Source organism: Cylindrospermum sp. FACHB-282 (genome assembly GCF_014697195.1).
Taxonomy (GTDB): domain Bacteria; phylum Cyanobacteriota; class Cyanobacteriia; order Cyanobacteriales; family Nostocaceae; genus Cylindrospermum.
The window spans coordinates 143,904-168,290 of record NZ_JACJRJ010000002.1 but is presented as its reverse complement, the minus strand read 5'-3'; the positions used below and the strand labels follow the sequence as shown (position 1 = coordinate 168,290).

17 protein-coding genes are annotated in these 24,387 nt (G+C 41.4%); 7 read left to right on the top strand and 10 right to left on the bottom strand.

The window, feature by feature from the left end; all coding sequences use genetic code 11:
• Positions 1-280: 280 nt before the first annotated feature.
• A complete protein-coding gene (locus H6G32_RS01840) occupies positions 281-2,110 on the bottom strand; it encodes an N-acetylmuramoyl-L-alanine amidase (RefSeq protein WP_190453878.1) in 1,830 nt (609 codons plus the stop codon).
• A gap of 274 nt (positions 2,111-2,384) precedes the next feature.
• Between H6G32_RS01840 and H6G32_RS01835 the strand changes: the two genes are divergently transcribed.
• Both H6G32_RS01835 and H6G32_RS01830 read left to right on the top strand, forming a co-directional pair.
• Entirely contained in the window at positions 2,385-4,022 is a 1,638-nt protein-coding gene (locus H6G32_RS01835) for a CTP synthase (RefSeq protein ID WP_190453874.1), read from the top strand.
• Between the two features lie 166 nt (positions 4,023-4,188).
• The gene (locus tag H6G32_RS01830; RefSeq protein WP_190453871.1) at positions 4,189-4,611 is read left to right on the top strand and encodes a hypothetical protein; all 423 of its coding nucleotides are present in this window, start codon (positions 4,189-4,191) and stop codon (positions 4,609-4,611) included.
• 84 nt (positions 4,612-4,695) lie between these two features.
• Here the strand turns inward: H6G32_RS01830 and H6G32_RS01825 are convergent, their stop codons facing one another.
• The 3 genes from H6G32_RS01825 to H6G32_RS01815 form a co-directional block, all read right to left on the bottom strand.
• Complete coding sequence (locus H6G32_RS01825) at positions 4,696-5,586, bottom strand: ROK family protein (RefSeq protein WP_190453869.1); 891 nt, start codon at positions 5,584-5,586, stop codon at positions 4,696-4,698.
• A 292-nt stretch (positions 5,587-5,878) separates the two neighbouring features.
• Positions 5,879-6,037, bottom strand: coding sequence for a hypothetical protein (locus H6G32_RS01820; protein ID WP_190453866.1), 159 nt, complete (start codon positions 6,035-6,037; stop codon positions 5,879-5,881).
• Between the two features lie 129 nt (positions 6,038-6,166).
• The gene (locus H6G32_RS01815) at positions 6,167-7,063 is read right to left on the bottom strand and encodes an ABC transporter permease (RefSeq protein WP_190453863.1); all 897 of its coding nucleotides are present in this window, start codon (positions 7,061-7,063) and stop codon (positions 6,167-6,169) included.
• 121 nt (positions 7,064-7,184) lie between these two features.
• On the opposite strand from H6G32_RS01815, the gene H6G32_RS01810 reads away from it, so the two are divergent.
• Positions 7,185-7,826 carry a Uma2 family endonuclease gene (locus H6G32_RS01810; protein WP_190453860.1) on the top strand — a complete coding sequence of 214 codons (642 nt, stop codon included), beginning with the start codon at positions 7,185-7,187 and terminating at the stop codon, positions 7,824-7,826.
• Here H6G32_RS01810 and trxB read toward each other — a convergent pair.
• The gene (gene trxB, locus H6G32_RS01805) at positions 7,823-9,193 is read right to left on the bottom strand and encodes a thioredoxin-disulfide reductase (RefSeq protein ID WP_190453857.1); all 1,371 of its coding nucleotides are present in this window, start codon (positions 9,191-9,193) and stop codon (positions 7,823-7,825) included. The two genes, H6G32_RS01810 and trxB, sit on opposite strands and share 4 nt — an antisense overlap.
• Before the next feature lie 699 nt (positions 9,194-9,892).
• Between trxB and H6G32_RS01800 the strand changes: the two genes are divergently transcribed.
• From H6G32_RS01800 to H6G32_RS01790, 3 genes are all read left to right on the top strand, one after another.
• Positions 9,893-10,453 carry a Uma2 family endonuclease gene (locus tag H6G32_RS01800; RefSeq protein ID WP_190454025.1) on the top strand — a complete coding sequence of 187 codons (561 nt, stop codon included), beginning with the start codon at positions 9,893-9,895 and terminating at the stop codon, positions 10,451-10,453.
• 478 nt (positions 10,454-10,931) lie between these two features.
• Complete coding sequence (locus H6G32_RS01795; RefSeq protein WP_190453852.1) at positions 10,932-11,513, top strand: type IV pilin-like G/H family protein; 582 nt, start codon at positions 10,932-10,934, stop codon at positions 11,511-11,513.
• A gap of 204 nt (positions 11,514-11,717) precedes the next feature.
• Positions 11,718-13,931, top strand: coding sequence for an O-linked N-acetylglucosamine transferase, SPINDLY family protein (locus H6G32_RS01790; protein ID WP_190453849.1), 2,214 nt, complete (start codon positions 11,718-11,720; stop codon positions 13,929-13,931).
• A 45-nt stretch (positions 13,932-13,976) separates the two neighbouring features.
• Here H6G32_RS01790 and H6G32_RS27215 read toward each other — a convergent pair whose 3' ends face one another.
• From H6G32_RS27215 to H6G32_RS01775, 3 genes are all read right to left on the bottom strand, one after another.
• Positions 13,977-16,118 (bottom strand): O-linked N-acetylglucosamine transferase, SPINDLY family protein, encoded by a 2,142-nt coding sequence (locus H6G32_RS27215; protein ID WP_309232551.1) that lies wholly within the window; start codon positions 16,116-16,118, stop codon positions 13,977-13,979.
• A gap of 184 nt (positions 16,119-16,302) precedes the next feature.
• Positions 16,303-19,488, bottom strand: a complete 3,186-nt coding sequence (locus H6G32_RS27340) for an FkbM family methyltransferase (protein WP_199327949.1) — start codon at positions 19,486-19,488, stop codon at positions 16,303-16,305.
• A 74-nt stretch (positions 19,489-19,562) separates the two neighbouring features.
• Positions 19,563-19,961 carry a tetratricopeptide repeat protein gene (locus tag H6G32_RS01775; protein WP_190453843.1) on the bottom strand — a complete coding sequence of 133 codons (399 nt, stop codon included), beginning with the start codon at positions 19,959-19,961 and terminating at the stop codon, positions 19,563-19,565.
• Positions 19,962-20,624: 663 nt separating this feature from the next.
• Here H6G32_RS01775 and H6G32_RS01770 point away from each other — a divergent pair.
• Positions 20,625-20,843 carry a DUF4327 family protein gene (locus H6G32_RS01770; RefSeq protein WP_190453840.1) on the top strand — a complete coding sequence of 73 codons (219 nt, stop codon included), beginning with the start codon at positions 20,625-20,627 and terminating at the stop codon, positions 20,841-20,843.
• 73 nt (positions 20,844-20,916) lie between these two features.
• Here the strand turns inward: H6G32_RS01770 and H6G32_RS01765 are convergent, their stop codons facing one another.
• Together H6G32_RS01765 and H6G32_RS01760 are read right to left on the bottom strand one after the other, a co-directional pair.
• On the bottom strand, positions 20,917-22,197 hold the full coding sequence (locus H6G32_RS01765; protein WP_190453838.1) for a protein kinase domain-containing protein: 1,281 nt from the start codon (positions 22,195-22,197) through the stop codon (positions 20,917-20,919).
• A gap of 116 nt (positions 22,198-22,313) precedes the next feature.
• Positions 22,314-24,305 carry a serine/threonine phosphatase gene (locus H6G32_RS01760; protein WP_190453835.1) on the bottom strand — a complete coding sequence of 664 codons (1,992 nt, stop codon included), beginning with the start codon at positions 24,303-24,305 and terminating at the stop codon, positions 22,314-22,316.
• Between the last annotated feature and the right edge of the window lie 82 nt (positions 24,306-24,387).

Here is a 24,387-nt window from a genome sequence, read left to right as displayed (position 1 = left end):
GCGACAGGTTAGGAGTCATAACAATTTTTAATTCTGACTTAGAGAGCAGTTACGGTTAGACACTCAGGGCTATTTCATTTTCAACAACTACCTTAGAATTCTAATAGCACTCATTCGTCTAAAGACGAGTAAAAGAAGTTTCTATTCCGTTAAAACGGAATGGGAGTTGTTAGCCCTGAACTTGAGTTCAGGGTTCTAGAACGAAACAGCCCTGGTTAAACACTGATGGGTAAATTCTAGCAAAATTTTGCATTTATCCGCCAAAATTTATCCCCAAATGCTACCGCACGCTTCTAAACCATTCAGTAATTCCCTCGGCTAGAGTCTTGGCCATTTTCTGCTGTTCTTGGGGGTTCATCACCTGCTCAAATTCATCAGGATTACTCATAAAACCCAATTCCAGCAACACCGATGGTGCCGCGGTGGGACGTGTGAGGGCTAAGTTATTCCAAAACACACCGTAGGAAGGTTTGCCTAAGTCTTTGACTACATAGTTATGCAAAAATATTGCTAGGTTGTGGGCTTGGGGATTGTACCAAAAACTGCCGAAGCCCTTGGTATTTTCGGCATCACCATCATCGGGTAGAGAGTTGTGGTGAATAGAAAGTGCGATCGCAGGTTGTTCTTGACTAATTATTGCCTGCCGTTCTACCAGGGACAGTTCTTTATCATCTTCCCGCGTCATTACCACCGTCGCCCCTTGTTTCACTAACTCATCACGCAGTAATTTAGAAATAGTTAAATTGACATCTTTTTCTAAATACCCCGTTGGGCCACTAGCACCCGGTTCTTTACCCCCATGTCCTGGATCGAGTAAAATTTTAATACCAGCTAAAGGCTGACGTCTTTTGTGTCCCATAGCAGGCGGATGACGCAAAGCTAACACCAGGGTTGTACCGTCGTACCGCAGCTTATATCCCCACTGTTGAGAATTTTTGAGATTAAGAGTGTATTCTACTTGTCCTGGAGCCACCTGTTGCCAATCTAGGCGAGAAATTAGGGGGTTATCATCCAGGCGAATAGTGTCTGTTTGAGCAGTGGTATTGTAGAGAGTGAGGGTGAAAGAGCGATCGCCTTGTTGTACTCTCACCGGGACAGGAACTTGTAGGGGGAAAAGTATTTCTGTGATACCAGGGAGTTGACGAGATCCAACACTACGAATTACGGTTCGGGTGGGAACTGCACCAGGGAGAATGCGGGTTTCTTTGTTGTTAATCCAAGCGCCATAATCTAGGCGTAACCATTCACCTTCCTTTCCTGTGACTGTTACCCTTGTTCCTTTAGGCAGGGGTGTAAGTCGAGAATGATCGGTACTCGGGCCAGTGCGAGCAACACCTGAGTCTGAAGTCACCTCAGTAACTGTCAACTCTGCGGGTGAGAGGATTTTAACTTTACCAGAACCTGCTTGAGTGATAGTTTTGCCATTGAGCGTCAGCTGAAACTGAGGTTGTCCCAAATCTACTTCTTTGCTGGTATCTGCGGCAAAAGCACCGGAGATAATGTTGTTACCGTTAATTAGGCTGAAGGAATCAGGATCAGGTTTTTGCAGGGTAGTGCAACCCTCATACTTTCCTGGGATAGACTGGGCAGTAGGCTGATTTCGCCCCGTAAGGGCAGCCAAATTATTTGGCAGTTGTGCCTGTGGTGGTTGGGGTGCAAGGGCAATAATTTGATTAGCCAGCTTAACAGAGACACTGGCTTTAGGGGGTGCAATAGCGCTAAAACAAATTAATTCTCCTGGTAGTCTGGCAATATCAGCAGATGGAGTCAGAGAATCCTTAGCGAAGCCTAACCCCTGTGGTAGCTCAGGCTGAGTGTTCAGTCTTGTCACCTGAAGCTGAACTTCTTGATTTTGATGGCGCACTGTAAAGCGATTCTCCCCCAACTGCAAGGGGAAACTTGGGGAAAAATGACCAGCTTTGCTGCGGTTAATTGGCTTACCATTGATGATAACTTGTCCATCTGGTGGTGCTGTGCCAATAAAAAATATTTTTTCCGTACTGGTTTGGTAGTTTGGCGGAGGAAAAACTATTACAAGAGATGATTGTGACAATGCAACCGAGGAGGTGATAAGACAGCTAAATAGTACTAATCCTAAAAGTTTTTTCACAGCAAAATCACAGAAAATTTCACAAGAATGACTGTGGCACAATGACCAAATAAGGTTGAAGCATCAAGGATGAAGAATGAAAACAAGCGGCAAATAAATCAGAGGCGTTCCGGCAAATTCATTCGTGGAGCAGATTCACCCAGCCCTAGGCTAAGGACTGATCGGTTTTCCAGCAGCAGTATGGAAAGCTACTTTCAGGGCGTCCTCATGCTTGACACTTCATCCCTCAAAAGACGGGTTGTATTTTTAGAAGTTGCTAGAAATTGAAATTACTATGACTAAGTTTATCTTTGTGACTGGAGGCGTTGTTTCCAGCATCGGTAAAGGCATTGTAGCAGCAAGTCTGGGAAGGTTGCTCAAGTCGAGGGATTATTCGGTATCGATTCTCAAACTCGACCCTTATATTAATGTTGATCCAGGGACAATGAGTCCTTTTCAGCATGGGGAAGTGTTCGTTACCCAAGATGGTGCAGAAACAGATTTGGACTTGGGGCATTACGAACGCTTTACTGATACCTCAATGTCTCGATTGAACAGTGTTACCACGGGCTTGATTTATCAATCAGTGATCAATAAAGAGCGGCGGGGCGACTATAACGGCGGCACTGTACAGGTAATTCCCCACATTACCAATGAAATTAAAGAGCGGATTGTCAGAGTTGCTAAAGAAACGAATCCCTCAGTAGTGATTACAGAAATCGGCGGCACTGTCGGCGATATCGAATCACTACCGTTTTTGGAAGCAATTCGCCAGTTACGCAAAGAGGTGGGGCGGCAGAATGTGCTGTATATGCATGTCACCCTGCTACCTTGGATTGCGTCTGCGGGGGAGATGAAAACTAAGCCGACACAGCATTCTGTCAAAGAACTCAGATCCATTGGTATTCAACCGGATATTTTAGTCTGTCGGAGCGATCGCCCCATACCTGTAGGACTAAAACAAAAAATGTCGGAGTTCTGCGATGTCCAGCCAGAATGCGTTATCACTGCCCAAGATGCTAGCAGTATTTATGAAGTACCGCTAATTCTAGAACGGGAAGGATTGGCAGAAAGAGCAATAGATTTGCTGCAAATGGAACAACGCAAACCGAATCTATCCCAGTGGCAAACCATGGTAGAACGGTTGTATAGTCCCAAATACCCCGTAGAAATTGCCATTGTCGGCAAATATGTGCGTTTAAGTGATGCTTATCTCTCTGTAGTGGAAGCCCTCCGCCATGCCGCTATCGCTACTCATGGCGATCTGCGTTTGCGGTGGATCAACTCAGAAGTGTTGGAAAATGAAGCCCCCGAAAACTATCTTGCAGGTGTTGATGGCGTCGTTGTTCCTGGTGGTTTTGGACTCCGGGGGGTAGATGGCAAAATTGCCGCCATTAAATACGCTCGCGATCGCCAAATTCCATTTTTAGGTTTATGCCTGGGAATGCAATGTTCTGTGATTGAATGGGCCAGAAATGTAGAGGGATTAATCGGTGCTAACAGTGCCGAATTTGACCCCTATACCAGCGATCCGGTGATTAACCTGTTGCCAGAACAGCAGGATGTAGTCGATTTGGGCGGTACAATGCGCTTGGGACTCTATCCTTGTCATCTTCTCCCCAATACCCTGGCATCTAAGCTATATCAACAAGAAGTGATTTATGAACGGCATCGCCATCGTTATGAGTTCAACAATGCTTACCGTAATCTCTTGTTGAAGTCTGGCTATCTCATCAGTGGGACTTCTCCTGATGGGCGCTTGGTAGAAATCGTGGAATTTCCCCAGCATCCCTTCTTTCTAGCTTGTCAATTTCATCCAGAGTTCCAATCGCGCCCTTATACCCCCCATCCTTTATTTAAAGGATTCATGGATGCCGCGATTTCCCGCACTCACTCAAACACTGGTGCACCAACACCTGTGGAAGTTTCTTAAAGTTGCCACCGCTAACCTCTTGGAGGTATGGCGGGGGCTTCTAGTCTCACAAGCTGTTGCTAAATTAGGTATGTCAAATTGCTTCAGTAGTTGAGCAAATGTTGACCCTTCCTGGGTAAAATTGCTTTATGAAAAAATAACATTTGGTCAATTCTGAGGGTATTGTGTGGCTTACTGGTTAAAGTTACTTTACGAGAGGAAGGAATATGTAGTTAATTTTGACCGGATTAATACTTTTTGTTATGAAAAGAACGGCAGAGTTACATTTTGGTTACCGGATAGCGCTATGCCAATCGTGATTAGCCCGCAAAATAACTTGCAAGACTATCAAAAGATTCTAGAATTTCTAGAAAGTGTAGAAGGATTGGAATCAGACAATTCCCACTGGGTAAAAATCAATTACGATAGAAATGAATATGTAATTAACCTCACCTGTATCAGTTCTTTTTGTTATGAAGCAAACGGCAGGATAACTTTTTGGTTGCCAGATGTAACTATTCCCATCATCATCAACCCTACAAATAATCCAGAATCATATCAAAAAGTTTTGCATTATGTTCTACAGGCTACAGGATATCCTTTAGCCTGAGTCCGCTGAGTTATTGGTGAGGGCTATCAATTAGCTCATATCATGTCTGGATGATTACTGGTCACGAATTAAACGGACATGATATCAGACATCTTTTAATTTTTCCCATGCCAACTTGGCTGCACCCACCATTCCCGCTGAGTTGCCCAATTCTGCTGGCAAAATTTGTAACCCAACGCGAGATGTAGGTAGAACTCGCTTCTCAATTTCTGTGATGACCGCTGGTAAGAAAAACTCAAAACTGGCACTCACACCGCCACCAATAATGATCGCTTGCGGTGTCAAGACATAAATTAAACTAGACAATCCAATACCCAAATCTGTACCATATTCTTGCCAAAAATTCAAGGCATGAATATCTCCCCCTTGGGCAAGAGTACCTAATTCTGCTGGTTCTTTGCCGGTGCGGCGGCGAATTGCCGTAACTGAAGCATACTGTTCTAGAGAGCCTTGATTGCCGCTATTACACATTGGCCCATGGGGATTTAAGGTGATTAAACCTAATTCTCCAGCAGCGCCTTGATGTCCCACAAACAATTTACCATCAAGAATAATCGCACCACCAACCCCAGTCCCCAAAGTTAATAAAATGAGATGTTGAAAGCGACGTCCGGCACCTAACCAAGCTTCTCCCAACCCGGCGCAGTTAGCATCATTAGCGAGAATGGTAGGTTTGCCAGTTTTAGCTTCTAAGTAGTCTGCCAATGGGACATTTTGCCATCCTGATAAGTTAATGGCGACTTGGGCAATTCTTCCTGCTGCATCTGCGGGGCCAGGAGTACCGACACCAATGGCGAGAGTTTGATTTTCTGGGTCAATTTGAGCTATCGCATCTACCATCACAGCCACAACAGCCTCTGGTGTCGCCGGTTGGGGAGTTTCTACAGTTAAAGATTGTAGGCAACTGCCAAGTAATGCAAACCGCCCCAGCTTAATTGCTGTTCCCCCTAAATCAATGCCAATTACTTGATCCACTATAGCCAATCTCAAATCTTTCTTTAAAACATAAAACCACAAAAGCACACAGATGCAAAATTTTCTGATTCCCAATTCCCAATGCACGAATAGATGAATTCTGTGTGCTGTGGGTTCATTTATCCTTACTAGGACTTACTTTCCTTGACAAATTTACCCTCTTTTCAGGTTTTTTAGATGCGTCAGGGGACGCATCCTACCCGTAGTGTGCGTTCCCTAACGCACAATCTATAGGACTTTCAATTAATAAAACCGAAAAACATACTTGTCGTTTTTTGTCAATGCGTAAGTTCTAGTTACTAATAATCCGCGAATTAGCTACTGGGTATGAACTGACACTGGATGGATCATGCCAAGCAGTGATCGGTGTACCTCTTAAAATTCCAGAAAGGGCGACAGAAAGCATCAACCCGCCAGCAGCAGCAGCAATTAAAGAAATGTTATCTTTCACTCAAATCTCTCTGTATTAAATACAACAAATATTAGACGATGAAACCGTTCTTTTGAGCCAATTCAAAGTTCAAAAAAATGGATTATTAATTTTGAATTTTGAATTTTGCATTCTTCCACAGGAAGTAGACTATTTCCGGACACCATTTTCTCGCCGTAAGCGGGGATTGACAAATTCATTTAACCCCTCACCCAATAGTGATAACCCTACAACCATGAATGTCATTCCTAATCCAGGAAACAGGGTAGTCCACCAAATGCCTGTGGGTAGTGCTTCTAGGGCTTGTTTTAAATCATGTCCCCATTCTGGCACTTCTTGGGGAAGTCCTAGTCCCAAAAAGCCTAAACCGCCTAAAACTAAAATTGCATCGGCGGCGTTGAGGGTGAAAAGTACGGGTACGCTTTGAATAACGTTAAAAAATAGATATCGAGACAGCACTACCCAGGTGGAGGCACCCATTGCTTGGGCTGCTTCGATAAACACTTCGGTTTTAACGCTGACTGTGTGGTTGCGGACAACACGATAATATTGGGGAATGTAGGCAATGCTGATGGCGATCGCCGCATTGAATATTCCTCGCCCCACGACAAATGCCAGGGTTACCGAAAGTAGTAAGCCTGGTAGGGTGTAGATGCTATCCATGAGAAACAGCAACACCTTATCTAACCTACCGCCAAGATAGCCACTCACCATGCCCAAAGGCACACCAATCAGCATACTCAGCGCTGTTGCTAAAATCACTACTTGCAGCGCAGCTTGAGCGCCAAACACCGTCCGGGAAAATACATCATAGCCCAAGCGACTCGTACCAAACCAATGTTTGGCTGAAGGTGGTTCGTGAACGGAGTTAGAGAGGAAATCTTTGGGGTTTTGCAGCCATCCCCAAGCTTGAAAGACGGGAGAGAAGAAAGCCAGAAAGATGAAAAAGAAAGTAATGCCTAACCCAATTAGCATCAACCGCTGAGAAAGGTTAGGATTTTCAGCAAAGCGTAAAAATGGCGGTAGTCGCCGTTTTGCTATAGTCATTATGCGATCGCCAGCTTAGAACAAGATACGCTGACCATTGTACATATTGCGTGGTGAAGTACTGCTCCTTAAGGAGACATGACCGAAAATCAAGCCGATCACACCCAAGGAGGGACTTGCTGTGGTGACACAAGTAATACCAGCAGAAACTAGAACTTTGCTTCAAAATATTAGCTGGCAGACATTTAAAACCATGTTGGTAGAAATGGGATGCGATCGCAACAACCGGCTTACCTTTGACTCAGGACTCTTAGAAATTATGACACCACTAATGCCACATGAAAACTCCAACCGGATGATTGAGGGTTTTGTGGTTGTGCTGTGTGAAGAGTTGGGATTAGAGTATAAACGTGCTGGTTCCCTAACCTTAAAGCGAGATGACTTACAACGGGGGGGAGAGCCAGATAGTAGCTACTACATCCAAAATGAGTCTTTGGTTAGAGGTAAAGAAAATATCGACCTAGAAATTGATCCACCCCCAGACCTAGTGCTAGAAGTGGAATACTCCAGATCAAAAATAGACAAATTGAGCCTTTATGCCGCCCTTGCTATCCCTGAATTTTGGCGATATAACGGAACTACCTTGCGGATTTACGCACTTTTAGAAGGTGAATATTCAGAAACCCAAATTAGCCAGACCTTTGCACCGATAACAGTGCAGGAAATTCCCCGGTTTATTCACCAAGCCAAAAAGAACGGGGAAAATGCAACTACCCGTTCTTTTCGTGCTTGGGTAAGAAAGCAAATTTCTGGGAATAGCTAAATATTACTCTCTATCAACTGGCGATATTCGCTCTTTTGCTTCACGCCTTTAACTTCCTTCAACAGTTCTTGATTTTTGAACAATTGCACCGTCGGCGTTCCTGTCACACCAGCATTCTCGGCAATATCTCGGTCTTTGTCGATGTCAATTTCTACAAAGTGAATTTTGCCGTCAAATTCATCCACTACTTTATTTAAAATTGGCTTCAGGGTATGGCATGGGCCGCAACCAGGAGAGATATATTTAACCAAGATTAAGCGATCGCTATCGTGGAAAAGTTTCCGCAACGCATAACCCCCATAATGGCGCGTCCCTTGCAAATCAAATCCAGCAGCTTCTTCGGCTTCAGTTTTCTTTGCTGGCTGAGGTGCTAATTCATTAACTGCTGCTTCTGGCTGATGGTGGAATTCTTGAATTAAACCATTAGCAGACAACCAACGTTCTGCCAACATCGCCGCCATACAACCAGTACCCGCAGCCGTAATTGCTTGCCGAAACTCATGATCTTGCACATCGCCAGCGGCAAAAACACCTTCAACACTGGTTTCTACAGAACCATGCTTAGTGGCAATGTAACCCACCTCATCTAATTCTATTTGCCCCTTAAATAAATTTGTATTGGGACTGTGACCGATCGCATAAAATAAACCCTTAGCTTGGAGTTCGGTTTGGGTGCCGGTGATGCGATCGCGAATTTTCACCCCAGCCATTTGCCCATTACCAAACACATCCACAACCTCAGTATTCCAATGCACCTGAATTTTGGGATTACTCAAAACCCGATCTTGCATCGCTTTAGAAGCCCGCATCTTCTCTGAGCGTACCAACAAATTTACCTTAGAGCCATACTTCGTAAGATAGATTGACTCCTCCGCAGCCGAGTCACCAGCACCAATCACCGCCAACTCAGCACCGCGAAAAATTGGTGTCGCACCATCGCAAATCGCACAGGCAGAAATCCCCCGACTCCAAAACTCATGTTCACTGGGTAAACCCAACCGCTTCGCCGTTGCACCAGTAGCAATCACCAAACTGTGGGCTTTAACTTCTCTCTCTTCCGAGCGGATAGTAAAAGGACGCTGACTCAAATCAACAGAGATCACATCTTCAGTATATAACTCAGCCCCCCAGCGCTCCGCCTGAGCCTTCATATTATCCATCAAATCCGGCCCGGTAATCCCTTGGGGAAAACCCGGAAAGTTCTCAACTTCCGTCGTTGTCATCAATTGTCCACCAGGTAAACCCCCCGCTTGGAAACCTTCAAAAACAACAGGTTTCAAATTAGCACGTCCAGCATAAATAGCAGCTGTGTACCCTGCTGGCCCAGAACCGATAATTACCAAGTTTTCTACTGTTGGGTTAGTCACGGCAATTATATAAACTCATAACGACTACGTTTAATATAGCATAGCAAAATGCGATCGCGCAAAGCGGTACGTAAAGGCTCAGATTCCCGACTTCTCTAAGAAGTCGGGAATCTTGTTTATTGTTCAGAGACGCTGCATATAGTGCAATACCGTTCACTTAAGACCATCAACTGATATAGAGACGCGACATGTAACGTCTCTACATCACTTAAAATTCCCAACCATAACCCTTAAATAAACTGTATTGGCACATAGCAGTTTGCAGTTGAGTCCAATAAAGACCTAACCCCCAACCCCAACAACCTCTCCCTAACCCTCCCCTACGAGGAGAGGGGAAAGGAAAAGCTTTTATTGCTGGTTCGGGGAGCAAACCTCAAAGCCTCTCTCCTCTTAGGTTACGGTGTACACACAAGTCTCTCTCTCTGCAATTTATGGTTGCGAGAATACAGAAAATTAAACCTCACCCTCGTTCTACTACGTAGAACCTTTCCCTCTCCTTAGCAAGGAGAGGGATGTCCGTCAGGACTCTTTGAGGTTTTTCAAGACTTTTGGGGAATCGGATAACTTGTGTGTACACGGTAGCCTCTTAGGAGAGAGGTTTGGAGAGAGGTCAAAGTGTATTGCACCCCATCGAAAACCGCCATGCAACGTCTCTACATTCACACTTATGATAAATACAGAAGTGTTTTTTGGTGTATTATGTCCCTCACCATTACAGACCTAGAGCAACTACAAACCGAGCATCCAGAATGGCAACTGGAATTAATAGAAGGGAATATCATAGTTATGGGGCCATCAGATTACGAGTCAGAAGAAATAGGCTCTCGTCTAATTACCTTCTTGAATATCTGGGTAATGTCACGTAGACTAGGACGTGTAACTGGTTCTAGCGCCGGATTTATCTTGCCGAGTATAGAAGACTCAGAAAAAAGAAACCTCCGTGCCCCTGACGTGTCTTTTGTTAAAGCTGACCGACTTAAAAAGACCAAGCGCGACTTTGTAGAGATGCTTCCAGACCTGATGGTTGAAGTCAAGTCCAAATCAGACAGAATTAAACCATTAGAAGAGAAAATTCAGCTATTCTTGCAACTTGGGTCTATAGTTGGTATCTTAATTGACCCTGACAAATTGACAGTAACCGTTTACCGACCAAACCAAACTCCAACAGTGTTGCATAATGGCGACACACTCACACTACCAGAATTACTCCCAGGCTGGGAACTGGCAGTATCAGAACTCTGGCCACCTGAATTTGAATAGATAGATAACAATCCTTGATTTGAAGTTAGTCCGCGCAGTTGGTATGACATAGGAAAATCCTATGTAGCAGCCTGGGTTCGTCGTCTTCGAGAACACACAACTACTATCGAACTCAGATTCCCTATCTATATAATGCCACAGAGAAAAACAGGTAAAAAATATCAATAATATATTGGCTGCTAGGCCCCTGCTAATACTGATTTAACAAGTTGCCATCAACCTAGAGAGCGCCACAGGCAAAGCTAACCAAAAGCAATCTGAAGATTTTGGACTGCGGAGAACGACAATAAAGGGATAAAATCCTTGATAGATAAGGGTTTTGGATTATACCTTAGCGAAACTAATATCACGAGGAAGATTTTATTTGAGCTTTGGTAAAAAAAAGTAGGTGGGGTGATATGAAAGCGATCGCAAGTGGGTAAGTTATCTCTAGAAGGAGAGAAACACTCCCACACCCCCAAAATCAAGGAAAAATCCTATGAAAACTGAACTTAAAGCCAAATTCATCCAACACATCCTCAACAAGAAGAAGAACGAAGAGGGTTTCACCCTAATCGAATTGTTGGTCGTAATTATCATCATCGGTATTTTATCCGCTATTGCTCTGCCTTCCTTCCTCAACCAAGCTAACAAAGCCCGTGCCTCAGAAGCCAAAACCTACGTAGGTTCTGTTAACCGCGCTCAACAAGCTTATATTTTAGAAAATCCATCCTTCGTTACTGATCAAAGTAATTTCACCCAACTCCAACTAGGCATCAAGACACAAACAGAAAACTACGTTTACAATCTTGGTGCTATTGCAGGAAACGGTGCGACTATTAAAGCGCTACCAACAACTTTGGCTGCTGACCCTGCTGTTTTGAAAGGCTATGTTGGTAGCGTTGTTGTTGGACAGACAGTAGGTGGAGGAACTGGTGAGGCAACCACATTATCTGTTTTATGCGAGACTATCAATGCTGTAGATCAGGGTGATGGGGCTCTCCTGACTGATGGAGTACCTACACCTGCGGGTGCTCCCACCAGTGTTGATTGCGGTGCTAACCAAAAAGCAATCAAGTAAACATTTATGTAATTATTTGGCTGGCAACAATGTTGCTAGTAAATGTATTCACAGGTGGGTATATGATACCCACCTGTTTTATCATTTATTGAAGCTATTAATACTATTAAGCTAGCTTAAATAAAGCTTGTAGTAAGGACTTTAGTCCTACTCTCTCACCACAAACAAAAGTTAAATTTTATATTTAATCATATACACCTAATTATGAACACCAAAACTTATCCAAATACACTCACCCCAGCGCAACAACATCTAATCGCAGGAGAATATGAGCAAGCTGCCAAATTGTATGAGCAAGCAATAGCATCTGAACCCGATATAATTTCCCACTATTGGCATTTAGGTTTAATGCTGCTTTTACAAGAAAAAGAACTAGAAGCGCAAATGACTTGGATGCTGCCATTAGCAGATTTAGAAGAAGAAAATATTCCAACTTATACACAAGAACTAACCCAAGTTTTACAACTAGAATCAGAAAGACGGGAAAATTTAGAAGAATTTTCTCTCGCTTGGGCAATTCGTCAGCATATCAAAGAAATTAATAATTACGATATCAATAACCTCTTAAAAATTCTACAACTTTCCTTTAAAATAGATAATTTTGAACAAATAGAATTAGGGTATTTAGAAATCATAGATTTATTAAATTCTCAGAACTTTGTAGATTTAAATTTAGAGTTATTACAGCAATTATTACAGGAAATTCTTGAAACTCCACCCTTCAATCAATCATCTATAGACTTCATAAAATCTTGCTTACCTTACCTGATTAATACACCATATTTCATTGATGTACTTCCTGCTGTCATGAAAATTGGTCACATCTTTAAACTACCAGCAACAGCAGCACATATTTTAGAATTGTATTTAAACCTAGATGCCAATAACTTAGAAATATTAAGACATTTAACTATTTTTTATCAAAATGCTAAGAATTATTCTCAGGGTATAGAGACAGCAAAATTATGTCTTTCCTTATCTACAGAAATAGCCGATAAAATTTTTGCTGTTCATCTAATTTTGTGCAGTTTGCTGACTGCTGGTGGATGTTGGCAAGAAATATGCTCAACAAGTCAACAGTTAGAAGCTTTGCAGCAAGAATTCATCACATCCCAGCCACTTACCTTAGATGAAGTAAGAACGCTAAGTTTATTAACACCATCATTTGCTAAACCACACATTCAGGATAGACCATCAGATTTTAGAAAAATTCATAATCAATTAGCGCAAATTTGCCAGAATAATATTCAAGCTATATATCATCAACAATTTGAGCGTTATTCTCAACGCAACATTAATCATCGACCAACAGCAACTTATCAGAAAAAGTTAAAAATTGGCTATGTATCCTATGCCTTGAGACGGCATTCTGTAGGCTGGTTAGCACGCTGGTTATTTCAATATCACAACCGTGATAAATTTGAAATTTGCACCTATCTAATAAACTATAATCCAGCAGATCAGTTTGCTGAACAATGGTATGTAAATAAAGCCGATAAAGCACATAAATTAGGCATAACAGCTTTAGAAGTTGCCGAAAAAATATATGAGGATGACATTGATATTCTCATAGACCTAGATAGCATCACACTAGATATTAGTTGTGCCGTCATGTCACTCAAACCAGCGCCAATTCAAGCAACTTGGCTCGGTTGGGATGCCTCTGGGATACCTGCAATTGATTACTTTATTGCCGACCCTTATGTATTACCAGATTCAGCCCAGGGTTATTATACAGAAAAAATATTGAGATTACCCCAGACTTATATAGCCGTTGATGGCTTTGAAGTTGGTATCCCTACACTACGTCGTCAAGATTTAGATATTCCTAGTGATGCTGTCATTTACCTCAGTAGCCAAAGGTCATATAAACGTCATCCTGAAACCACAAAATGGCAAATGAGAATAATTAAAGAAGTACCAAATAGCTACTTCTTAATTAAAGGTGACGCTGACGAAGAAGCGATTAAACAGTTTTTCTACAAAATAGCTGAAGAAGAGGGTGTAGATTCTTCCCGACTGCGATTTTTACCCCAAGACCCCTCAGAAGCCGTCCACAGAGCTAATTTAGCAATTGCAGATGTTGTACTAGATACTTATCCCTACAACGGAGCAACCACAACCCTAGAAACACTTTGGATGGATATTCCCTTAGTAACTAGAGTTGGAGAACAATTTGTATCTCGTAATAGCTACACCATGATGATGAATGTAGGTGTAACAGAAGGTCTTGCTTGGACAGATGGAGAGTATATAGAATGGGGCATTCGTTTGGGTAAAGATGCTGCTTTAAGACAACAAATTGCTTGGAAATTGCGACAATCAAGACAAACAGCCCCCCTCTGGAACGGTAAACAATTTACCCGTGAAATGGAGAAAGCCTATCAGCAAATGTGGCAAACACTCTCAAGTTCGTAGTGAGGACTTTAGTCCTCATCTTTGGATAAGCACTCTCCGTGCTTACTACGAACTGGTTTCAACAACTTGTTTGTAGAAGGCTTCGAGACCGGTAACACAGACTTTGTCGTCAAAAAGGCGATCGCAATTTTGGCTCATTTTTTCGATAATACTACTCTTCCAAGCTGGGTCTAGTCCTAATTTAACGGCGATTTCGATATATTCTGCTTCGTTTTTAGCGATGGTGTCTGTCACTCCTAGCATTTTCAAGAAACTATCAGTGTGACGACCTCGCATAAACTCCCCTGGACAGGTGACGATGGGGAGATGACAAGCGATCGCTTCTAAGCTAGTATTCCCACCAGACCAGGTGAAAGTATCCAGATAAACATCTGAAAGTAAGTTAATCATCAGATAGTCTAACCGTTCTGGAATGCTAAGAAATACACAGTAATCCTCACTATTTAGTCCCACAGCAGCAAAAGCATGCTGCAAACGAGGTTTTAATAAAGTACCACGCAGAAATACAAATTTAGCTTGAGGAACACGAAGAGCAATTTCTGCAAAAATAAAATCGTATTGCGGTAAATATTTAAAAGGCGCTTGACAGGATAAATAGATGACTGAATCATCTAGTAGCTGAAAATCCGAGCGGTTCTTGACGACTGGGGGAATATATGGTTTGGGGTAAGAAACGCCAATATTAGGTAAGCGGATTAATTTTTCTGAGTAATGTTCTTGAGCATTTTCTGCTTCCATTAATTCGCTCGATAAAAAGTAATCAATGGTGGGTAAACCAGTTGTCACCGGATGTCCCCAAGCAACACATTGCACAGGTGCAAGTCGCAAACCAGCCATTTGCATCGTTTGCGGGTTCATACCAATTTCGGGAAAAACTAAAATGTGCAGCTTATCAGCAATTATCTGTTCACAGGCTGCTGATAAATTATAAGGAATATGATGGAAGACATCACTGTAATTTTGAAATTCTTGAGTAACTGCATCAGGCTCATTTCCTGTGTAGTAACAATAAATTTCAAAATTTTGGCGATCGCAGTAACGCAACCAGCCAGTTAACCAAAGTGTCCCACTATAAGAATGTAAGTAATTTGAAGCATAACCAATCCGAATTTTTTGATTATCCTTCAGCCTCGGCATAGATAAAGGCACAACCCATTGCGGAAAGTTAGCCGTCATAATTTCATGGACTAACTTGCCATATTGACGCTGCAAATCTATATCATTTTGTGCCTGATATGATAGGTAAAAGTTAGTCAGCCGACCAATACCAGCTAACGCACTATTTTGCTCTTGTGGGGTTTTGAGAGATGTTTGCTGAATTAAATCTTGTAATCCTTGAGTATAGCGCTGGCGATAAAAAGCAATTTCTTCTTGATTGTGGTAGATTGTCGGAACTGTTAAATATTTGAGAATTTGAAAAGTGTAATCATCAGGTAAGAATTGGCAAGCTTTTTCGGCGCTAGTGATAGCTTCTTGAGTGCATCCATTGCGTCCCAAGTCAATGATTAAGGAAAAATGCAACTGGCCGGCTTGTGGATAAAGTTTAATTCCTTCCTGTAGTGTGCTGAAATATTCATCCAACAGGTTTAAATTTATATAACACTGACTCAACCGCCAATAAATGTCTGCATCTCCTCGCTGAAGTTCTAAAAGTTTTTGATAATGTGCGATCGCATCTTGCCATCTCTTCTGTAGGAATAGTCTATTGCTTAAATCAAAAATTAACTGTCCCAACGCCGCAGCGCTGAACCCTGCCAGATCATATGTGGGAATATTCTCTAACGACGAAAATTTTAACGCCTCCAAATTTTCATATTCTAGAATAATTCGAGCATGAATACGAGACACAATAGCTTTCCATTCGATTTCATCTAAGTTACCCAACAGAGAAATTTCACATCCTGCGGTAACATCCAAATTTTCTGCTATAAGCAGATTCATAACTACAGCAGATAAAACAAAATTAGCATCATCTTCAAAAATGCCATTGATGTCTATAAGTAACATCATTTGCTTACTATCAGGATGAGTTACTACCACCTTTATCACTTGTTCTAACTCTAAAATAAGTGACTCTTCTGATTGTGACCAATCAGGGAATATGACAATATTGATATTCTCCTGTTTGACAGCAAGTGAATCACGTATAGATTCCTCTACTTGAGTATTTAAGTTAGTTGCTTTCACTTTGATCTTATCTTAAGCTAAGTTGACTTAATTAATATAAAAACAGTATTAAATTGCCTTTTGTAGCCAAAACTAAAGCGCCAAATACGAACTTTAAATTTATTCATGCTTTCCGCATATGCTTTATTATGAATTGGGTAAACTTAAGACACTAACATCTTATCTTTTAAAAAAAGTTAGCTAATTACGGGTATACTTTTGAGCTTCTAATAAAAGCATTATACTCAGATGCAATTTGTGAAATAAGATGACTATATTTATCTGGGAAAGCAACTATATCTGTGTAGTAGAAAGTATTATTCTTACTATGGATATTATTAAACAAATACTCGTTTATTTGCTCTAATAATTGAGGTGTACCTTCATAAGTTAACGGATTGCCAAAATTATCTAAGACAATATATTTTGAATAATTCATACCTGCTAATTTATAAAGTAAATCTTTTGCAAGTTCTATATCTTTCAGGGATGAAATCTCATTTTCCCAATAAAGTATTGGACTATCTTCTTTAATTATGCTCAGAGAAGAAAGTAGAATCTCAAAGTCAAATCCATCAGTATCAGTTTTGAGTAGTATGCACTTGCCTAAATTTGAATTCTTAAGAATAGACTCTAATGAATCTGATCTCACAATTTTATTTTCTCTTTCTACTGCTCTTGCTGTGCCGCTATTCTTTACTAGTTCCACATTTTGAAAATCATTCCCCGATACAAAAGAATTTACAAAGATAATCCTCTGGTTATATTCTGAGAGGTTTTGTTTCATTGTATGAAAGAATTCTTCATCTGCTTCTATACAGATAATTGGATTTAAGCAATATTGCAACAACAGTGCTGTTGTATCACCAACGTTTGCTCCAATATCAACTATAAAATCTTGACTATTTGGTAAATATTTAGCTATAACACCAATAAATTTATCATAAAGTCTAAACCTATTCTGATAATGTGGCAAGGCATGATCGTGGGGAAGATTTATAGATATCTCTTTGATATTATAAGCAATAATTTTTTTCGATAGTTGGTATTTAATTTGTTTTTCTTCTTTCGATATAGTATATAGTTGATTGCTTAAATCATCGATTTTGCAAGAGGATAGCTTATCTAATAGCACTTGTGATAAAGATTGTTGGTCTTCTTGTATCAAGATAATTCTGGCACGGATGCGAGGTAATAAAGCTTCCCACTGAATCTCAGCCAAATTTCCTACTAGAGAAATTTCTAATCCCTCAGTTATCTCTACATCTTCTTGCATCAAAAGATTCATGGTTACATTATATAAAAGCACCTCAGCATCATCGTCAGCCATGTTACTTTTGTCTATAAGCAGTGTAGTATTTTGACTATTAGGATGAGTTGCTACAACTTTAATTACTTCTTCTAACTCTAAACTCAGTGACTCTTCTGGTTGTGACCAATCTGGGAAAATAATTAAATTAATCTCCTTGAGATTGAGACTCAGAAGAGTAGCATCAATTAAGACAGAACTGACTGTTTTCGCCATTTTTGTCCAGGAAAACTTTTTCGCTTGTGCCAAACCTGCGCTAATTAATGAATTGCGAACACTAGGCTTTTGTACCTCACAGAGTGCATTTGCTAGTCCAACTACATCATCCTCATTCACATATATAGCTGCTTCTCCTGCTACTTCTGGAATTGAGGCATTAGGACAAGTAATGACAGGACAACCACAAGCCATTGCCTCTACTATAGGCATCCCAAAACCTTCATATTTAGAAGGATAAACCAATGCTACTGCACCAGAATAAGCTGTTATTAACTCTTCATCACTGAGTTGCAGCAGATGGACGACACTACCTGATGTGTAGGCTCTAAACTCAGGTGCTAATATACCGCCACTTCCTGTAAAAACAATTTCAAACCCATAGCTACTAGCAAGCTGTGAAAGAGATTGGAAGAATAAAATACTATTCTTATAACCACTTCCACCACCAACTAAAATAAAGTAGGGTTTGGTAATACAGTACTTTTTTTTAAAAGCATTAATGTCTTCAGATTTTGCTGGTGAAAAAGTGCCGTTAACACCACAGTGAGCCACAGTGATAGATTCTATCGATATATCAGTAAAATGGTTCGCTAGGTCACGCGCTGTATGTTCGGAAATTGCTATGTAGGAAGATGCATGTTGAATGCCTTGATGTTTTTCTTGCCACATGGGATTATTCATATTCCATCCCATTACTTCTGGAATCATGTCATAAGCCATGAACACAGAAGGAGTAGTAGTTGGCGTTGTATAGTAAGAGGAGATAAATAAATCTGCCCCTTCTTCATCGCATACTTGCTGTAGCATTTCCCTATCATCATCTGTATTGTTGTAGTCATAAGGTGCTATATCACGATACTTAATACCAGAAATTTTAGGTGCAGTTCCAGCACGGTCAAGCACAACAATATGTTTAGCAAACCCGTTGTTTAGCCATTCTTCTAGTAAGGATTTCCAGACACGAGCTATACCAGTTTTGTAGAGTTGAAAAAATACACCATCAACTAATATTGTTATATTTTTTGTACTATAGTCATGCTCCTTTTTGGGAAGATTTCCAAAATCATTTGTGTGATGAATATTCATTAATGAGATAACTGCTTTCGAGTAATCACTTTGCAGCAGTGACTCTTTTCTGAATGCTTCTGGCTGATCTTGAGAAAGAGTCTGAAGTATATCTGGCGCAAGTTTTTTTTCTGTTAGTAGGTGCAAACCTGATCCATTGGTATACAAATTTAAATTATATTTATCAGCGATTACCTGTAGTGTTTTGCAGGTGTATATAGATATATGCTGCCCCTCATAAGGAGCATAGTACCACCACTCATTTGGCTTGGGATTATTTTTTGGTAAAAGTTCTGTACTAAATAGGATATTTCTAGAAAGTTTTAAAATATTTTCAATCTCTTCAATGGGATTGACAAAATGCTCAAATACTTCAAATGCAGTTACTAACTCATATGAGCCATTTGCAGATTTGTCTATTTCAAAGCCTTTAGCAAATAAGTTTGTACAGAATTTGTCGATCCAGTAAAAATCAAAGCCTAAATCCCTCATTATTCTAACAAACAGGCCATAATCGCCGCCATAGTCTAAAAATTTGGCTTCATGATTGAAAAGATGGAAGATAATATAAGCAGAACTGTGTGACAAATTATTGTTGCGGCATACTAAACCAACATCAGTCTTAGCTATGGCATCAGAGTAAGCTTCTTCTAACCAATAAGGTTCTTCAGTCTGTACAAAACCACAATTTGAACATTGGAAATAATCAATTTCGTATTTACCTAGTAAAATTCCTTGAGCAAATAAATCTGTATCAGATGCACACACTTTACATTTCATTGACATACAATTATCCATTTTTTATTATTAAAAATAAAACTGCTGTAAGATTGGTTAAAACTTTGCTGGCCAATATTAACGCCAGAAAGCTATTACGAATCACTCTGTTTGTATTGTTTCTTCATCTGCTCTAACAGCACTTTATAATCTTGCCTATCGGGGTGCAGCTTCACCAACTTTTCCATAATTTCCATAGAACCCTTGGTATCCTTCAACTGTAGCCGCAACAAAGATAGCTTCTCTAGAGCAGCTTGGTTGTTTGGTTCTTGCTTTAAAACCAACTCGTAACCCTTTACCTGTACTTGCAATTTGGCTTCAGCTGATTCCACCACCGACTGCTGGGGATTTTGCCAAGCTTGTTGTAGGGTATTAACCCCAGCGAACAACATTGAACCACCAAAAGACACGATGGAAAGATATGTTACAATTCTTTTCCGTCGCTCAATCTGCTTACCGCGCTTAACTAAGTAATCATCCCCTGAAATTGCCATGCTCAAAAAGTTATTGTGGTAAATACTTATACAGGAACAATCCTGCTGTTATGAGGATACCCACAAACCTACAGAAATTATCATTTGAAAATTTAACTTACATATTCACAGATAATGATTGGGTACAGGGTGTAGAATCAATGCTCCATGCCCAGCCTGCTAATAAAAATGCTAACTAAAATTATATAAATATTTGTAAGTATTTAGCTTAATCCTGGATGTTTGCGCTACGTATCCTCTGGCGTTTTAATCTATGTAAACGATAGATTTTTTGAGATGGTTGCAAATTTCCCCATTAGTCAAAAAATGCGGAACAGCCCTTGAATGATAAGTTTTTCAGAGGTCGCACATATTTCTAGTGACCAAAACCAACAAAATTTTCCAATTCGTCCCAACCCGCGCTATGATTGCGATCTCTAGGACGATTAATTTTTTGACTCTGCTTCCGTGATGACTGCTTGGCAAAATTAAAGTTTTGTGGTGGTAATTACCGTACAAAACCGAATTAAGAGCCACTTAGTAGAGTTAGTTATGGTATAGTTAGATAGTTAAGACTAGCTTTGCCAAACTACAACGCCCTACGCATCGGTACCCATTGCAAGACGGAAAGCAGTTTTGATTAAGCATTTATTTACCAAACAAAATCTGAACTCCATCGAGGTTATGACTCAGCAAGTGATTCACCCTATGGTGAAATTGCAGCGTAATGTGCAATCACTCGTAGAATCCAATATTATCAAGCCAACCGACAGCATTTGGAAAATTGCTTTGCTCTACGGCAATGAATGGCAGCACTGGAAACAGGAACTGCTAGACTTTGGTTTTAGTACGCAAGATCCAATTAGTGAGTTGCTAGCGGTAGAAACTTGGGACGAAGAATAGGTCATGAGTCATGAGTCATTGGTAAAAAACAACTGACGACTGACGACTGACAATTGACGACTGACAACTGACTCTAATATTGGCAAGCAGCTAATGCCCTAGCCAATTCGCTAGCGCTTTGATAGCGATCGCGTGGCAGAGGTTCTGTGACGCAGTCAATAACAGCTCTTAATTGAGGCGTAATAGTGGGAATGCTTGCCACATGAAACCTAAAGTTTTTCCCCCGTTGGCGGTAAAACTTAAAAGGATTTTGGCCTGTGAGCAAAAAAATCAAGGTTGGCCCAATGGCATATAAATCTGATTGAGTCAGAGGTTGCCCTCGTTCCTGTTCCGGAGCGCAGTAACCTTCTGCACCAATCCGAGTACCTGGTGCTGTGCCAGTCTCTTTGACAGCGCCAAAATCCAACACCACTATCTGATTATTGGAAATTCGCACCATCAGGTTAGCGGGTTTAATATCGCGGTGAATCAGTGGTGGATCTTGACTATGGAGATAGCCTAAGATATCACAGGTTTGGATCATCCAGGCGATCGCTTGGCTTGGCGTTACAGGACCAGTAGTGTATATACGTTTTTCTAAATCTAGACCGTGAATTAATTCCATTGCCAAGTATTTTTTGCCCCCTTCTACAAAGAAGTCGTAATACTTGGGAATTCCTGGATAGTTCAGTCCTTTTAGAGTGTACGCCTCCCGTTCAAATAATTCTTGGGCCTTGGCAATTTTAGCCATATCAGCATTCATCTGCTTCAGTACCAGCAGTTGAGGCTGTCCCCCAATTAAACCTCCTGCGTCCCAGGCCAAATAGGTAGTCCCCATACCTCCTTGTCCCAAGGTTTGCAACACCTGATAGTGGCGAATTGTCTTTTGCACAGAGAGGGGTTGACCGCAGTGAATACAAAATAGATTCCCTGGGGTGTTTCCTTCGTGGGTACAAAAGTTAGCAGAAGTTGCATAGCTCTTAGCTGAAAATATTGGTGTATTGGTGGATGTCGCTTCTCCGTGCATTTGTTGCCACGGTAATTTGTTCGCTGCTGTTACTTCTTGAATTTGAAATTGCAGTAGCGGGCCTCCCTGTGCCAGTTGCAGCAGGGAATTATCTGGTAACGGACACTGGATGACGAGAATGCCATTGAGAAAAGTGCCATTTGTGCCTTGACTAATCACCTGCCAAGAATCGCCATTTTTGATAGTACCAACTTGTCTAAGTTCTAGATGATATCGAGAAACCAAACTATCAGTTAAAACTACGTCATTATCCGCCGCTCGACCAATGCGAATCACAGCGGAATTTTCAAAGCTCCACTGCTTGAGCGGCGTTTTTTGTTGCGCTTCTAACAGGGTCAGAGTAACCACAATACAACCTAAAAACTAAGAGGGAAGAAGACTAGGGGTTGCTGCCTGGGGGAATTGAGAATGCAAATAAAATTTTTCATTTGCATTTTTAATTGCTCAATAGGAGAGTGCTTTGATCACCAACTTTCCTGACTTGGGCGGACTTTTGCTCGGATAAGTACAGCCGTAATGTTGTCATGACCATTATGTTGGTTTGCCAAATCAATTAAGTTGGTGATGCCCAATTCCAAGTTAGCGCCAGAACTTAGCAGTGGTTCTAAATGAGTCTGCCAGTTGATTTCTAGTAAATCATTGTCTGATAGACCGTCAGATGCCAACAGCAGGAGAGTATCTTCGTTGATATCGAAAAAGGCCACATCAGGATTGATCGAGCGTTCATCACGGGGCCCTAAGGCTTGGGTGAGTTGGTAAGCATCTGGGCGGGCGTAAGCTATGCTTGCTTCTACTCCCCTAGCAATTTCCCGTTGACCGACTTCGTGATCTACTGTGACTTGTTCCAGTCCCCGCTTGCGAGACAAACGATAAAGACGGCTATCTCCCACATGAGCGACTGCTGCCAGAGTGTCTTGTATTAACAAGATTACCAGGGTAGTACCCATGCGTCCAACCCCAGAACGGGCGTCTTTTTGATTGAGATTGTAAATCACCTGATTAGCTAAATACACTGCTTCTCGGATACAGTCTTCCGTTGGCAATTGGTGGGAAATCCAGTGTTCTTGAAAGTATTGTTGCAGTGTAGTGACTGCCAACTGACTGGCAACTTCACCGCCAGCGTGTCCTCCCATACCATCGCAGAGAATATATAAACCACGTGCTTGCAATACTCTGCTTTTAGGCAATTCCAGCTTGTTAATTTTTGTTTCAATGCCAAAGTAGTCTTCGTTGTGACGACGTTGACGCCCTACATCCGTGCGTCCTGCATCTTCCAAGCTGCTTAACTGCATTGACAGGACAATGGTTGGCATATCATCGCTTTTGCCAGTGCTATCGTCTGGCTCATCTTCTAATTTCAGGATAGTCGGCACAACAGTATATTTTTCCTCTGTGGGACAAACACTTGAGATGGAGGGTACTTCCAGTTCTGTGGCTATTTCCTCTAAACGCGATCGCAATTCAGCCAATGTCTCAATTTTACCGAGTTCCAAATCCTCTAACATCTGCACCACAGAACCAAATTGAGTCCGTTGGGACTGCCTAAATAGTGTCTGCCAAACCTGCCCCAAAGCCTTGATAGCTAAAGGCTGCTCTGGCACAGCAGATATTTGGGCTACGGACTCTGTTGCTAACTCACTAGCAGACTGACTAATCAATGGTTCTACATATAATCTTTGTAATGCCAGGGTTTGGTCTTCATCTAATCGCAGATTCGACAACTCCAACAGACTTTGACGACAATTCACCGGTTCCAGTACCCCCCAGAGTTGGGTCATCTGATAACACCAGTGTAAAATTTGTAACGAACTCGTTGTTTCATTTTGCCACAAATCGACTAAAGGCTGCCAATGGGAGCGGTCTTCGATCAGTACTACCTGTATATCGCCTTGCTGCCATGCATCATGAATCATCGGTATACTTGGTTGAATCTCGGTTTGTAAGCCAATGTAAGCTTTTGCCAAACCAGGAATTCCATTTGCGCCCACTGATGACTTAATCAGACCCTTTGTTTCATTTTCCAGCATTGCCTCAATAGGTGATATCTGATATGGTTGACAGTCTAAAACTCTCACCCCTACTTCACTATTGGGGGTAATACCCTCTGGGTTTGGTAGTGACTCCAACAATTGATAGCGTTGCTCTTGATCTAAATAGGAGCCTAGGGAGAGTTTTGGAGAGGTGAAAGAAGGATTACTTTTCCCATCTCCCTGACTTCGTGCTCCTACCGTTACCGTATTTTCTCCTAGTTCTGAAACTACACAACTTCCTTTCTGGGCAATGATTGCCCACCAAACTGTCCCACATTCCGCGCCGCAGCTATGACAATGTTGTGCATTCAAAACTACTTCTGTACTGCATTCAGGGCAAACCTTGTGAGTTAAGGACGTGCCACAGTTTTGACAGAATTTATTACTATTGGGATTTTCAAATTTACAATCAGGGCAAATTAGCATAGTGGAAGTTCCTTAATTTTCCTTCTAAGGTGCTTCTAGCCACTAAGATCCAAAGTGCCACAATCGGCCACCCCTGCCTAGA

Excerpts from the sequence above, each read along its gene's own strand:
- H6G32_RS01795 (WP_190453852.1), top strand. The coding sequence starts at position 10,932 with ATGAAAACTGAACTTAAAGCCAAATTCATCCAACACATCCTCAACAAG.
- H6G32_RS01770 (WP_190453840.1), top strand. The coding sequence starts at position 20,625 with ATGACTCAGCAAGTGATTCACCCTATGGTGAAATTGCAGCGTAATGTG.
- H6G32_RS01835 (WP_190453874.1), top strand. The coding sequence starts at position 2,385 with ATGACTAAGTTTATCTTTGTGACTGGAGGCGTTGTTTCCAGCATCGGT.
- H6G32_RS01800 (WP_190454025.1), top strand. The coding sequence starts at position 9,893 with ATGTCCCTCACCATTACAGACCTAGAGCAACTACAAACCGAGCATCCA.
- H6G32_RS01790 (WP_190453849.1), top strand. The coding sequence starts at position 11,718 with ATGAACACCAAAACTTATCCAAATACACTCACCCCAGCGCAACAACAT.
- H6G32_RS27340 (WP_199327949.1), bottom strand. The coding sequence starts at position 19,488 with ATGGATAATTGTATGTCAATGAAATGTAAAGTGTGTGCATCTGATACA.
- H6G32_RS01815 (WP_190453863.1), bottom strand. The coding sequence starts at position 7,063 with ATGACTATAGCAAAACGGCGACTACCGCCATTTTTACGCTTTGCTGAA.
- H6G32_RS01775 (WP_190453843.1), bottom strand. The coding sequence starts at position 19,961 with ATGGCAATTTCAGGGGATGATTACTTAGTTAAGCGCGGTAAGCAGATT.
- H6G32_RS01760 (WP_190453835.1), bottom strand. The coding sequence starts at position 24,305 with ATGCTAATTTGCCCTGATTGTAAATTTGAAAATCCCAATAGTAATAAA.